The 14,036-nt window shown below is 67.2% G+C and carries 10 protein-coding genes; 7 read left to right on the top strand and 3 right to left on the bottom strand.

Going from position 1 to position 14,036, the window contains the following annotated elements:
• Window positions 1-145: 145 nt before the first annotated feature.
• Window positions 146-2,227 (bottom strand): 3-hydroxyacyl-CoA dehydrogenase NAD-binding domain-containing protein, encoded by a 2,082-nt coding sequence (locus tag AB1I47_RS04395; RefSeq protein ID WP_354682561.1) that lies wholly within the window; start codon window positions 2,225-2,227, stop codon window positions 146-148.
• Between the two features lie 44 nt (window positions 2,228-2,271).
• Window positions 2,272-3,591 (bottom strand): MFS transporter, encoded by a 1,320-nt coding sequence (locus tag AB1I47_RS04390; protein WP_354682560.1) that lies wholly within the window; start codon window positions 3,589-3,591, stop codon window positions 2,272-2,274.
• A gap of 671 nt (window positions 3,592-4,262) precedes the next feature.
• On the opposite strand from AB1I47_RS04390, the gene AB1I47_RS04385 reads away from it, so the two are divergent.
• From AB1I47_RS04385 to AB1I47_RS04355, 7 genes are all read left to right on the top strand, one after another.
• Window positions 4,263-5,447 carry an acyl-CoA dehydrogenase family protein gene (locus AB1I47_RS04385; protein WP_354682559.1) on the top strand — a complete coding sequence of 395 codons (1,185 nt, stop codon included), beginning with the start codon at window positions 4,263-4,265 and terminating at the stop codon, window positions 5,445-5,447.
• Window positions 5,448-5,491: 44 nt separating this feature from the next.
• Window positions 5,492-6,631 (top strand): acyl-CoA dehydrogenase family protein, encoded by a 1,140-nt coding sequence (locus AB1I47_RS04380; RefSeq protein WP_354682558.1) that lies wholly within the window; start codon window positions 5,492-5,494, stop codon window positions 6,629-6,631.
• A 201-nt stretch (window positions 6,632-6,832) separates the two neighbouring features.
• Entirely contained in the window at window positions 6,833-7,789 is a 957-nt protein-coding gene (locus AB1I47_RS04375; protein WP_354682557.1) for an ABC transporter permease, read from the top strand.
• Window positions 7,789-8,715 carry an ABC transporter permease gene (locus tag AB1I47_RS04370; RefSeq protein WP_354682556.1) on the top strand — a complete coding sequence of 309 codons (927 nt, stop codon included), beginning with the start codon at window positions 7,789-7,791 and terminating at the stop codon, window positions 8,713-8,715. The genes AB1I47_RS04375 and AB1I47_RS04370 overlap by 1 nt, the downstream gene beginning before the upstream one ends.
• 128 nt (window positions 8,716-8,843) lie before the next feature.
• Window positions 8,844-10,568 carry an ABC transporter substrate-binding protein gene (locus AB1I47_RS04365; RefSeq protein WP_354682555.1) on the top strand — a complete coding sequence of 575 codons (1,725 nt, stop codon included), beginning with the start codon at window positions 8,844-8,846 and terminating at the stop codon, window positions 10,566-10,568.
• A gap of 50 nt (window positions 10,569-10,618) precedes the next feature.
• Window positions 10,619-11,596, top strand: a complete 978-nt coding sequence (locus AB1I47_RS04360; RefSeq protein WP_354682554.1) for an ABC transporter ATP-binding protein — start codon at window positions 10,619-10,621, stop codon at window positions 11,594-11,596.
• Complete coding sequence (locus AB1I47_RS04355) at window positions 11,583-12,665, top strand: ABC transporter ATP-binding protein (protein ID WP_354682553.1); 1,083 nt, start codon at window positions 11,583-11,585, stop codon at window positions 12,663-12,665. The genes AB1I47_RS04360 and AB1I47_RS04355 overlap by 14 nt, the downstream gene beginning before the upstream one ends.
• A 46-nt stretch (window positions 12,666-12,711) precedes the next feature.
• Here AB1I47_RS04355 and AB1I47_RS04350 read toward each other — a convergent pair whose 3' ends face one another.
• Complete coding sequence (locus tag AB1I47_RS04350; protein ID WP_354682552.1) at window positions 12,712-13,944, bottom strand: TetR/AcrR family transcriptional regulator; 1,233 nt, start codon at window positions 13,942-13,944, stop codon at window positions 12,712-12,714.
• Between the last annotated feature and the right edge of the window lie 92 nt (window positions 13,945-14,036).

The raw sequence follows: 14,036 nt of genomic DNA, 5'->3' as shown, positions 1-14,036 counted from the left end.
GCGGTCGTCGGCGCGTTCGCCGCGCTGCCAGGAGGCGACGAATCCGTCCCATAAGCGGATCAACACATCTCAAAAACAGGACACTCCAGGCGCCCGTCCCGCTATGGGGCCGGACGGCGCAAGCGCCGCCCCCCCAATCACTCACTCACCTCAAATCACCAAACCGCTTCCCCTGCGCCACCAGATCCACCAGCAACTGCGCCGGCCGGAAATCCGCCCCGAGCGTTTCCTCATACTGCCGCAACGTCCGCAGCACCTTGTCCAGCCCGATCGCATCGGCATAGCACGTCGGGCCGCCACGGTAGACCGGCCAGCCATAGCCATTGACCCAGATGACGTCGATATCGGACGCGCGCAGCGCCTTGCCCTCCTCCAGGATCTTGGCGCTCTCATTGATCATCGGGTAGATGCAGCGCTCCAGGATCTCCTGGTCTGATACCACGCGGCTTGCCCTGCCCTGCCGCGCGGCGAAGTCGCGGATGACCTGTTCGACCACCGGCGACGGACGTGCGTTGCGCTTGTCGTCATAGTCGTAGTAGCCGGCGCCGGTCTTCTGGCCGCGGCGGTCCATTTCGCAGAGGATTTCGCGCAGGGTCGAGCTGGTGGATTTCTCCTTCACCCAGCCAAGGTCCAGGCCGGCCAGGTCGCTCATCGCGAACGGGCCCATCGGGAAGCCGAAGTCGTACAGCACGCGGTCGATGTCCCACGGCAGCGCGCCGTCGAGCGCCAGTTTCTGGGCTTCGCGCTGCCGTTGCGCCAGCATCCGGTTGCCGACGAAGCCCGGGCACACGCCGACCAGCGCCGCGACCTTGCCGATCCGGCGCGCCAGCTCCATCGAGGTGCGGATCACCGGCTTCGAAGTCTTGTCGCCCCGCACCACTTCCAGCAGCTTCATCACGTTGGCCGGCGAGAAGAAATGCAGCCCGATTACAGTCTCCGGGCGCGAGGTGGCCGCGGCGATCTCGTTGACGTCCAGCGCCGAAGTGTTGGTGGCCAGGATGGCGCCCGGCTTGACAATGCGGTCGAGCTTGCCGAATACCTCCTTCTTGACGTCCATGGTTTCGAACACGGCTTCGATCACCAGGTCGGCGTCGGCCAGCTGCTGCAGTTCGAGGGCGGGTGTCAGCAGCGCCATGCGCGCGTCCACCTCGGCGGCGCTGAGACGCCCCTTCTTCATCGTGTTCTCGTAGTTGGCGCGGATGGTGCGCAGCCCGCGGTCCAGCGCCTGCTGCGTGGTTTCGACGATGGTGACCGGCAGCCCGGCGTTGAGGAAGTTCATCGCGATGCCGCCGCCCATGGTGCCGGCGCCGACGATGCCGACCCTGGCGACCGGGATCGCCGGCACGTCGGCGCCGATGTCGGGCACGTTCCAGACTTGCCGCGAGGCGAAGAAGTAGTAGCGCTGCGCCGCCGACTGCTTGCCGGCCATGAGTTGCTGGAACAGTTCGCGCTCGCGCCGCAGGCCCTCGTCGAACGGGAGTTCGACCGCCGCCTCGATGCAGCGGATATTGGCCTCCGGCGCCTCAAAGCCACGGAAGCGGCGCGCGTTGGCCTTGCGGAACGTGGCGAACAGTTCCATGTTGCCCCGTGCCGGAGCGATCTTGTCATCGAGTTCGCGCACCTTGCGCAGCGGCCGCTGCTCGGCGACCACCTGGCGCGCGAAGGCGATGGCATCAGCGCGTAGCGTGGCGTCGTCGGCGAGTGCGTCGAGCAGCCCCATTTCAGCGGCCTCGCCGGCGGGCACATGGGTGCCGTAGGCGACCATTTCCAAGGCCTTCTCCGGGCCGACCAGTCGGGGCAGCCGCTGCGTACCGCCGGCGCCGGGAAGCAGGCCGAGGTGGACTTCGGGCAGGCCGCATTTCGCGCTGCGCGTGGCGATGCGGTAGTGACACACCAGCGCCACTTCCAGCCCGCCGCCGAGCGCGGTGCCGTGGATGGCCGCAATCACCGGCTTGGGACTGTCCTCGATGACCGCCTGCACGTCCGGCAGGCCAGGCGGCACGAACGGCTTGCCGAACTCGGTGATGTCCGCGCCGGCGATAAACGTCTTGCCAGCGCAGATCAGCACGATTCCCTGCACCGCAGCGTCGGCGATGCAACGTTCGATGCCGTCGCGGATGCCGGCGCGCACGCTGGCGGACAGCGCGTTGACGGGCGGCGAATCGATGGTCAGCACGGCGATATTGCCGTCCACGGCCAGGCTGGCCACTGCGTTGATGGCGGTCATGCAGGCTCCTTGTACGCTGTGTTGATGTGGTTTGAACCGGTCAGTCATGCCGGTCCGTCTCCGGCTTCCAGGCGCCGCCGCAGCCGTGGGTCGGCAATGCGCAGCGCCAGTACGAATGCGGCCGACTTGACGGCGATGGCGGCAACGAACACCAGCGGGAAATACAGCGACTGCGCCAGCAGCCCGCCGATCACCGGCCCGATGGCCATCATGCTGTAGGTGGCGGTGTCGGACACGGCCAGCAGCATCGGCCGGTCCTTGCGTGCGCCGAACTCCATCACCAGGTTGTCCGCGGAAACAAAGAAGCCGCCGAAGCCCGTCCCCAGTCCGCAGAACGCCAGCAGGAAGCCAGGCAAGGTGGCGCACGCCAGCAGCCACGCCGTGGCCGCGATCCATATGGCGATGCTGGCAAGGAACACCAGCCGGTAGCCGCACCGGTCAGCGACGTGGCCCCACACCAGGTTGCTGCCGGTCTGGGCCAGCAGGAACGCCAGGCTGAGGTAGCCGAGGATGGCGCCATCCAGCCCCAGCAGCCGGCCGGCGTAGATCGCATAGAACGGCATCGCCATCATGCCGAAGGCCACCAGCGCGCGGGCAATGAAAAACCGCACGAAATCCCGGTCGGCAGCCAGCAATGCCGGCAGCTCGCGCACGCGCCGCCGGAAGCCGGCGGGCATGCGCACATCGTGCAACGCGGGTTCGCGCATGCCGGCCAGCGCCGAAATGCCCAGGCTGGTCAGCACAAAGGCCGCCAGGAAGGTGGCGGCATAGCCATTGCCGAACACCTCGTTGCCCACCAGGTAGCGTCCGCCCAGCCACGCCACGGCGGCCGCCGTCAGCCCGCCGAAGAAGTTGCGCAGCGCCGTCAGCCGCCCCCGCCGCGCCAGCGGGATGATCTTGGAGGTCAGGTAGTTGAAGCTGACGCTCTGCACGCCGTTCAGCAGCCCGAACAGCAGCAGGAACGCCGCTGCGGCCGCCAGTGCGCCGCGGCCGCTCAGCAGCAGCGCGGACAAGCCGAGTCCCAGGATCTGGCCGCGCACCAGCCAGCCCACCAGGTAGATCAGCGGCATCACGCGCCGGCGATGCTCGATCAGCGTCGCCCCCCAGATCGACGAGGCCGCCATCCCCGCGTACTGCGCCGCCAGCACCAGCCCCACGGTCAACTTGGAGCCGGACAGCAGGTAGAGGTAGGCCGGCACGAAGGTCGGCGCGGTCACCAGCCGGAAGCCCGTCATGCCGAGCATGCCGTGGAGCAGGAACGCTTTCGCGTTGCGCGGCAGGTGCCTGGCGACGTGATCGCGAAAGTGTTGTTCGGCCTGTTGTTGCTCCGCCTCGTCGGTGCCGCGCAGCAGCGTGCCGCTCATACCGGCACGCGCGGCGTGGCGCCCTGCCCCGCCTGGACTGCGCCGTGCGGCGCGCAATTGACCTGCGTTGTCACGTTGTCTCCCACTTTGCGCCAGGTCACGCGGGGGTGCCGGCCGCTTCCTGGTCTCTGCCTGCCCATGGCGCCGCACTGGCTCACGCGGTGATCTGGTGGGCGCTGAATTGATTTTCGTATTTTCGGTATGTCTGCGATGAATGCTAGCACAACCGTTCGTTTTTCAAATGGATCGATGTCTGGCCTTTTCGAAATTCAGGGATCGGAACCGACGGAGCGGCCAGGCATGCGCGGCCAACGAGCGCCCAGGATGTGGGGTCCGCGCCTTGGTTACTCGCTGATTCGGATATAAATCATGAAATCGCTGCATGTTCCGCCATGTTTTCTGCGCAGCAGCACTCGCAGAACCACCGTACACGGGGGCCGCCGGCTGGTCTTCAGACGCCTTGGGAAGCCGACCGGCTCTGTTACCCGACTCGCTCGCTTTCGGTTTTGGAGTATTGACGTTGCCAGATGCGGCTTGTATAAAAGGTCCATGCCGCTGCGCTGCCGTCACCGTTTTTAGAAATACCAGACTGCTGCGTCGTGCCCCTGATTCTGGCGCCTCCCGGCCAAGCTCAGAACACGGGACTGAAGGCGTACAACCAGGAGACAAGCTTGGACGAACTGGAGACGTTCCGGCAGCAGGCGCACGCCTGGCTGGAAGCCAATTGCCCCCCTGAAATGCGCCAGCCGGTGCAGGACGAGGACGACATCTGCTGGGGCGGGCGCAAGTTCCGCTTTCAATCCGATGCGCAGCGGCTGTGGCTGCAGCGCATGGCCGACAAGGGCTGGACCGTGCCGGAATGGCCGCGGCAGTATGGCGGCGGCGGGCTGAGCGCGGCCGAGGCCCGGGTCGTGCGCGCGGAAATGCAGCGCCTCAACTGTCGGGTACCGCTGCAGAGCTTCGGCATCTCCATGCTCGGCCCGGCCTTGCTGAAGTACGGCACCGAGGCACAGAAGCAGGAACACCTGCCCAGGATCGCGCGTGGCGAGATCCGCTGGTGCCAGGGCTACTCCGAGCCTAATGCGGGCTCCGACCTGGCCGCGCTGCAGACGCGCGCGGAAGAGCGCGACGGGCATTTTGTCGTCAACGGCCAGAAGATCTGGACCTCGTATGCCGACAGGGCCGACTGGATCTTCTGCCTGGTGCGCACCGATCCTGCCGCGCAGAAGCACACCGGCATCAGCTTCCTGCTGTTCGACATGGAAACGCCGGGCGTGTCCACCCGCCCCATCGTGCTGATCTCCGGCAAGTCGCCCTTCTGCGAGACCTTCTTCGACGATGTGGTGGTGCCGCGCCACCAGCTGGTCGGCGAGCTCAACGGTGGCTGGGAAATCGCCAAATACCTGCTGACGCATGAACGCGAGATGATCAGCGCGATCGGCAGCCGCGGCTTCCGCCAGCCCCTGGGGCGGCATGCCGCCAAGATCATCGGTGTCGATGCCGGCCACCGCCTGGACGATCCGATGCTGCGCACACAGATCGCCCAGTTCGAGGTCGATGAGGCCGCCTTCGCCGCGGCCGGCGAACGCGCCCGCGACCTGGCCAGGCAGGGCGAAGGCATGGCGGCATTCTCTTCCGTCCTGAAGTACTACGGCGCGGAACTGAACAAGCGCCGCTATGAACTGCTGATGTCGGTGGGTGGCACCGACGCCATCGAATGGGAAGGCCCGCGCAGCCAGGAAGGCGCGCTGGCGCGTGCATGGCTGCGCACCAAGGCGAATTCGATCGAGGGCGGCACCAGCGAGGTCCAGCTCAATATCGTTGCCAAGCGCCTGCTCGGCCTGCCCGGCGCCTGAGGCGCCCTGACTTCCGCCCCGACACCAGACCCGCCGAAGCCACCATGCCCATCGTATTCCATGACACGCAGGAGATGCTGCGCGACAGTGCCATGACGTTCTTGCGCGAGAACGCCCGCATCTCCACCCTGCGCAAGCTGCGCGATACCCATGACCCGACCGGCTTCTCGCGCGAGCTGTGGCAGCGTTGCGCCGCCCTGGGCTTCGCCGGCGTGCTGATCGACGAACAATATGGCGGCAGCGGCCTCGGTACGGTCGAGGCAGGCGTGATCGCGGAAGCCATCGGCACCACGCTGGCGCCGTTGCCCTTCATGTCCACTGCCGTGCTCGGTGCCTCGCTGCTCGGCCTGTTTGGCAACGACAGCCAGCGACGCGCGCTGCTGCCGGAAATCGCCGCCGGGCGGCACCTGACGGCGCTGGCGCTTGACGAGGCCGCCAAGCATCGGCCGGACCGCATCGCCACCACGGCGCGGCGCGAGGCTGACGGCTACGTGCTGGACGGCAGCAAGGCCTTCGTGGTCGATGGCCACGTGGCCGACACGCTCATCGTCGCGGCGAGAACGACCGGCGCAGGCGAGGCGGACGGCGTCGCGCTGTTCCTGGTGCCGCGCGACAGCGCCGGGGTACGCGTGGAGCGCTGCGTGCTGGCCGACGCCACCAATGCGGCGCGCGTCGCCCTCGACGCGGCCAGGGTGCCGGCCGACGCCCTGCTTGGCACCGCCGGCAACGGTGCAGAGATGCTCGAACGCGTGCTCGACACCGCCCGCGCGGTGCTGTCGTCCGAGTTGCTCGGCATTGCCGATGCCACCTTCGCACGCACCCTCGCCTACCTGAAGGAGCGCCGGCAGTTCGGCAAGGCCATCGGCGAATTCCAGGCGCTGCAGCACCGCGCGGCGCACCTGTTTGCCGAGATCGAACTCACGCGCGCCGCCGTGCTGCGCTGCCAGCAACGGCTGGATGAGCGCCAGCCGGACGGGCCCGAGCCGCTGGTCTGCATGGCCAAGGCCAAGGCCGGCGCCACGGCGACCCTGGCGGTGCAGGAAGGCGTGCAGATGCACGGCGGCATGGGCATGACCGACGAGCTGGACATCGGCTTCTTCATGAAGCGCGCCCGTACCGCGCAGGAGTGGCTGGGCGACGCCAACTGGCAACTCGACCGCTGGGCGGCGCTGCGCGGCTACTGACGCAGGCGGCCCCGGCGGCGGGGCCTGGCAGGACATCACCCAACACCGAGGCGGCAACCGGCGCCCCGGCAACGGCGGCACGCGCTCATGCGGGCCCGGCCGCCAGGAAGGAGGCAGCATGTCGGCAAGACCTTGGGCACCCGCCACACCAGTAACACCGGCAACAGCCGGATCTCCACGACGTTTGTGCGGAGGCCGGCCATGAGCGCCTACCTGTTGCGCCGCCTGCTGGCGCTGGTGCCGACGCTGATGTTTGCCAGCATCATCGTGTTTGCGATCGTGCGGGTGGTGCCCGGCGACGTGGTCGACCTGATGCTGAGCCAGAACGACATCAGCGCCGATGCCCGTACCCGCGAAGACCTGGTCCGCGCGCTGGGCCTGGACCGGCCGATCTGGGAACAGTACCTGCACTGGATTGGCAATATCGTGCTGCATGGCGATCTCGGCCAGTCTCTGTGGCAAGGCGAGCCGGTGCTGACGATGGTGATGGCGCGCATTCCCGCCACCTTCTCGCTGGGCGTGCTGGCCCTGACGGTGGCGCTGACGGTGGCACTGCCCATCGGCGTGCTGGCGGCGATCCGCCAGGACAGCGCCGCCGACTACGTGGCGCGTTCCTTCTCGATCCTGATGCTGGCGGTGCCCAGTTTCTGGCTCGGCACCATGGTGATGGTCTTTCCGTCCGTGTGGTGGGGCTGGTCGCCGGAAGTGCGCTACGTCCCCTTCCTGGAAGACCCGGTGCAGCACGTGCGCCAGATGCTGGTGCCGGCCATCGTGCTCGGCATGGCGCTGTCCGCGATCACGATGCGCATGACGCGGACCATGATGCTGGAAGTGCTGCGTCAGGACTATATCCGCACTGCCTGGGCCAAGGGCCTGAACGAGCCGCTGGTGATCCTGCGCCACGCGCTGCGCAACGCGCTGATCCCGGTGGTCACGCTGATCGGCCTGCAGGCGCCGCTGCTGATCGGCGGCGCGGTAGTGATGGAGCAGATCTTCGTGGTTCCGGGCATGGGCCTGCTGCTGCTCGATGCTGTGCACCAGCGCGACTACCCGCTGATCACCGGCGTCTTCCTCGTGGTCGGCGTCGCGGTGATGCTGATCAACCTGCTCGTAGACCTGAGCTACGGCCTGTTCGACCCCAAAGTGAGGCACCGCTGATGGCACACCAGACCGTCGATCCGCAAGGCGTTTCCACGTCGCTGCCCGCCGCCCTGCCCCGCGCAACACTGCGGCGGCGGCCGCAGTTCCCGCTGCTGCGGCGCCTGTTCCGCGACAAGCCGCTCGGAGCGGCCGGCGCGGTGATCTGCGCAGTGTTCCTGTTCTGCGGCGTGTTTGCCGACCTGCTGGCGCCGTATGGCATGAACGAGATCAACATGATCGCGCGCATGCAGGCGCCGTCGTGGGCGCATCCCTTCGGCACCGACAACCTCGGACGCGACATGTTCTCGCGCTGCCTGTACGGCGCCCAGCTTTCCGTGGTGATCGGCCTGTCGGCGGCGACGCTGGCGACGGTGATCTCGCTGGTGTTGGGTATCCTGACCGGCTACCTGGGCGGCAAGTTCGACCTGGTGGTGCAGCGCATGGTCGATGCCTGGATGAGCTTCCCCGACCTGGTGATCCTGATCGTGGTGGTGTCGGTGCTGGGCCCGGGCAGCTGGCAGATCGTCTGCACGCTCGGCCTGCTGCTGGGCATCGGCGGCTCGCGCATCGTGCGCAGCGCCGTGGTGTCGGTGCGCGAGAACATGTACGTCCATGCCGCACAGTCGATGGGCGCTTCCACCGGCCGGATCCTGTGGCGCCACATCCTGCCCAACGTGCTGCCGCCAGTGATCGTGCTGTTCACCACGCGCGTGGGCACCGCGATCCTGGCGGAGTCGGGCCTGTCCTTCCTCGGCCTCGGCGTGCCACCGCCCACGCCTACCTGGGGCGGCATGCTGTCCGGCGACGGGCGCACCTTTATGTTCCAGGGTCCATGGCTGGCGCTGGCGCCTGGCGCCTGCCTGACGGTGGTGGTCTATGCGATCAACGTGTACGGGGATGCGCTGCGCGACCTGCTCGATCCGCGCATGCGCGGCGGCCGCTGAGCCGCGGCGCCCAAAGGAAACAGGAGCAGCGATACGGCAAGCGGCCGGCATAGGCCGCCATCGGCAGCATGACAACGAACACGGCCGGCACGGTGAGCCGGCCCTCATGATCCCCAAAGGAGCAAGCGATGGTGCGCAGCGTGAAGGTGGACGGCAGGACGACGAGGCGGGCTTCGGTGGCAATGGTGGCAGCGGCAGTGGCCGCTGCGCTCGCCTGCGGCACGGTGGCCGCGCGGGCGGAAGCGCCCAGGTACGGCGGCACGATCGAAGTCGGCTCGGTCTATCCCACCATCTCCGCGTTGTCGTGGGACCTGGCGGACTGGAACTGGAAGCAGAACTACGACACCGGCCAGGTCTATGAGCAGCTCTTTGCCGCCGATCTCTCCAAGGCCCGCCGCAACGGCGGCAAGTACGCCTTCCAGGCCGACGCCTGGCTGCCTGAGGACGCCATCCGCGGCGAGCTGGCCGAAAGCTGGAAATGGACCGATCCGCTGACACTGGAGGTCAAGCTGCGCAAGAACGTGCGCTTTCCGGCCAAGCCGGGCGTGATGGAAGAGCGCGACCTGAGCGCCGAAGACGTGGTGTTCAGCTATGGGCGCCAGGGCGCCAGCGCCAAGAAGATCCCGACTTATTTCGACCACCTGAGCAAGGTCGAGGCGATCGACAAGCACACGGTGGTGTTCCGCTTCAAGGAATTCAACGCGGAGTGGGACTACCGCTTCGGCTGGGGCTACTACTCCGGCATCATGCCCAAGGAGGTGGCCACTGCAGGCGCTTCCAACTGGAAGAACGTCACCGGCACCGGCCCCTTCACGCTGAGCCAGTTCGTGCAGGGAAATTCAAGCACCTACGCGAAGAACCCGCAGTACTGGGATACCGAGAAGATCGGCGGCAAGGACTACAAGCTGCCCTTTGCCGACAAGGTGGTGCTGCGCACCGTCAAGGATGAGGCCACCCGCAACACCATGCTGCGCACCGGCAAGCTCGACGTGCTGGAACTGGTGCGCTGGACGGCCGTCGACGAACTCAAGAAAAGCGCGCCGCAGCTGAAGTGGTCGAGGTGGCTGTCGTACACCGGGCAGTACCTGGCGCTGCGCGTCGACACCAAGCCGTTCAACGATATCCGCGTGCGCCGCGCACTCAACATGGCGGTCAACAAGCAGGAGATCGTCAAACAGTACTACGGCGGCAATGCGGAGCTGTTCGCCTATCCGCAGCACCCGGATTACACCGGCTACTTCGAGCCGCTGAGCGCGATGCCGGAGTCGGTCAAGGAACTGTTCACCTACAACCCTGAGAAAGCGAAGCAGCTGCTTGCCGAGGCCGGCTATCCCAAGGGCTTCAAGTTCAAAGTCCAGGTGTGCGCCTGCAGCCAGGACCATATGGAGATGCTGCCGCTGATCGGCGCCTACCTGGAACAGGTCGGCGTGCGCATCGAGATCCAGCCGATGGAGTACGGCGCCTTCCTGTCGGCGATGACCACCAAGACCAATGCGCCGGGCTACATGATGAACAACGGCCATACCAACCCCACCACGACGATCCGCAAGAGCTTTGTCGCCGGCCAGGTATGGAACGCCTCGCAGTGGAACGATCCCAAGTTCGACGCCCGCGTCAACCAGGCCTTCCAGATGCGCGACCTGGGCAAGCGCCAGGAAGCGCTGCGCGCCCTGACCCGCGACATCCTGGCGCAAGCCCCGTATATCTGGCTGCCGACGCCTTACCTGTTCACCGCCTGGTGGCCGTGGGTCAAGAACTACGACGGCGAGCTGCGCGCCGGTGCCGTGCGCAACGGACCCATCCACGCGCGGGTGTGGATCGACCAGGAGATGAAGAAGAAGCTCGGCTTCTGACCGCCCCTGACCATCCCTGCCCGCCCCATTGCCGTCAACCAGGACGAAACATGACAGAGCCCATCCTCCAGGTGAGGAACCTGACCACGCGCTTCCGTACTGACCGGGGCGTGGTCACCGCGGTGGACCGGGTCTCGTTCGACGTGGCCGCCGGCGAGACGCTGGCGATCGTAGGCGAATCGGGCTCTGGCAAGAGCGTGACCGCGCTGTCGATCCTCGGCCTGATCCCGCAGCCGCCCGGCGCCATCGAGTCCGGCGAGATTGTGTTCGAAGGACAGGACCTGCTCAAGCTCCGTCCCGCCGCGATGCGCGCCATTCGTGGCAACCGGATCGCGATGGTGTTCCAGGAGCCGATGTCATCGATGAACCCGGCGCTCACGGTCGGCAAGCAGATTGCCGAGCCGATCCACGTGCACCAGCGGCGCTCGTGGCGGGACGCCTACGAAGAAGCGGCGGACCTGCTGGCGCAGGTGCAGATACCGGAGCCGCGCAGCCGCGTCCATGCCTATCCGCACCAGTTCTCGGGCGGGATGCGCCAGCGGGCCATGATCGCGATGGCGCTGGCGTGCAAGCCGAAACTGATCATTGCCGACGAGCCGACCACCGCGCTGGACGTCACCGTGCAGGCCCAGATCCTGGACCTGCTCAAGGGGCTGGCGCAGCGGATGGGCACGGCGCTGATCCTGATCACGCACGACCTGGGCGTGGTGGCGCGCTATGCCGACCGCGTCGCGGTGATGTACGGCGGCCGGCTGGTGGAGATGGCGTCGGCGGAGGCGGTGTACCGCCATCCCGCCCACCCCTACACGCGCGGCCTGATGGCCTGCGTGCCGCGCCTGGACGGCGACACCAGCCAGCCGCTGGTGCCGATCGAGGGGCAGCCGCCGGACCTGACCGCCCTCGGGCCCGGCTGCGCCTTCCTGCCGCGCTGCAAGCTGGCCCATGACCAGTGCCGGCAGACTTCGCCGGAACTGCGCGCGGTTTCCCACCAACACCTCAAGGCTTGCTTCCTCCATGACGCACATTGACACGCCCCTGGCGCGCAGCGTCGCGCCGCCGGACCGGCAGTATGGCAGCGCACGCCCCGACGCGTCCGCCACTGGCCGGCCGCCCCATGCCAGCGACGCGATCCTGCGCGTTGAAGACCTGAAGGTCCATTTCCCCGTCACGCGCGGCGTGATGTTCAAGCGCCAGTCCGGCTCGGTCAAGGCCGTCGATGGCGTGTCGTTCACGCTGCGCCGCGGCGAGACGCTGGGCCTGGTGGGCGAAAGTGGCTGCGGCAAATCCACCACCGGGCTCGCCATCATGAAGATGCTGCCCGCCACCGCAGGCCGGATCGCCTTCGACGGCGAAGACCTGGCCGGCTTCAGCGGCGCGCGCGAAAAGCGCTTCCGCCGCAGCGTGCAGATGGTCTACCAGGACCCGTTCGCCTCGCTGAACCCGCGCATGAAGGTGCGCGATATCGTTGCCGAACCGCTGCAGGTGCACGGCATGGCGGGCGGCCGCGGCAACCTGCAGGCACGCGTGGGTGAACTGCTGGAAATGGTCGGCCTGCTGCCCTACATGGCCGACCGCTATCCGCACGAGTTCTCGGGCGGACAGCGCCAGCGCATCGGCATCGCCCGCGCACTGGCCTTGAAGCCGAGCCTGATCGTCTGCGACGAGCCGGTGTCGGCGCTCGACGTGTCGATCCAGGCGCAGGTGGTCAATGTGTTCATGGAGCTGCAGCGCAGCCTGGGCCTGTCCTATTTGTTCATCGCCCATGACCTGGCCGTGGTGCGCCATATCAGCGACCGCATCGCGGTGATGTACCTCGGCCGGATCGTAGAGATCGCCAGCCGTCACCAGCTCTATGCCGAGCCGCGCCACCCGTACACCAAGGCGCTGCTGTCCGCCGTGCCGGTGGCGGATGTGCGCGCGGAACGCCAGCGCCAGCGCATCGTGCTGCAAGGCGAAGTGCCCAGTCCGATGCATCCGCCGTCGGGCTGCCGCTTCCATACGCGCTGCCCTTCGGCAATGCCCCAGTGCAGCCGCGTCGATCCGGTGCTGCGCGACCAGGGCGATGGCCAGATGGTGGCCTGCCACCTGTACGACTGAGGGATGACTGAGCCGCCTGATCCGCGCCGCGGCCGACGGGGCCGGATCAGGACAGCAGCCCCGTCATCAGCGGGCGTACGAACAGGTCCGCGGCATTGTCGGAAGTCGCGTCGCGGGCCCAGCGGCGCAGCTCCACCGCCGCATTGATCATGCCGTGCACCTGCAGCGCGGCGATCGACTGGTCCAGCGGCCGGATCGAGCCGTCCTGCATGCCTTGCACCAGAAAACGGACAAAGCGTGTGGACAGCCGGCCCATGTCTTTCATCTTGGCCTCGCGCATGGCTTCCGGCAGCGCCCCGTAGATGGTCAGCCGCAGCAGCGGCCCCTGGCTGGAGAACTGGTAATGCACCAGCGCGCGCGACACCGCGCACAGCTTGTCCCAGCCGGTGCCGGGCATCTCGTCGACCAGCGTCTGCGTATCGCGGATTACCGCCGACATGCGGTCGAAACACGCGGAAATCAGATCGTCCTTGTTCTCGTTGTGGTGGTAGAAGGCGCCCTTGGTCAGGTTCAGCCGCGCCGAGATCCGGTCCGCCGATGCGCCCCGGTAGCCCTGTTCGTTCAGCAACTCGGTGGCGGCCCGCAGGAAGGCCTGCTGCGTGGTTTCCGGCTGGCCGAGCACAGGCAGCAGCGCGGCAACGTCCAGTTCCGGCTGCCAGGCGGTGCCCGGCGCGGCGATGCCGTTGAGCAGGAGGTCCACCAGCGATTGCGCCACCTTGGGGTAGTCTTCGGGCTCGTAGCGATCGATCCAGCTCATCGCGCCGCTCGCCAGCGACAGCAGCAGGTGGGCGCGCGCGCTCAGCGCGCTGCGCTGCACCGGGTCACCGGGCACGGACTCGCGCAGCAGGCCGCGGATCTGCCGGAACATGTCGTTGTAGGCAGAGAACGCCACGTCGGAATGGCTGTCCGGCAACGCGCGGATCTCGCGGAAGCTCATCAGTTCTGGCCGTTCGCCCACCGCCGTGCGCGCCAGACGTGCGACAAAGAGCGTAATGAAGGCCTCCACGCGTTCGGTCGCGCTGCCGTGCCGCGAGGCCGCGTCGGCCAGGCCGCGCATCTCGTCGATGGTGCGCATCAGGCAGGCCAGTATCAGGTCTTCCTTCTTGCGATAGTAGTAGGTGATGCTGTTGGTGCTCAGGCCGACGTGCTGGCCCACGTCAGACAAGGTCGCGCCGCGCACGCCCTTGCGGTTGAACAGCGCCGCGGCGGCGTCGAGGATGCCCTCGCGCTTTTCGACATAACGGCGGGTCTGCCTGGCTTCCGATTGTTCCGTGAGCATGAGAGGTCGAGTTGCGCCCTGGTGGAACGAACCCATTTTTCAAATTTCGAGTATGGCGCATTATAGGGAAAGGGTCACTGCTGTAATGAGGC

Origin of the sequence: Cupriavidus necator, from assembly GCF_040578825.1 — a bacterium.
GTDB classification, from domain to species: Bacteria; Pseudomonadota; Gammaproteobacteria; order Burkholderiales; family Burkholderiaceae; genus Cupriavidus; species Cupriavidus necator_E.
This window is presented reverse-complemented; position numbering and strand designations above follow the sequence as displayed.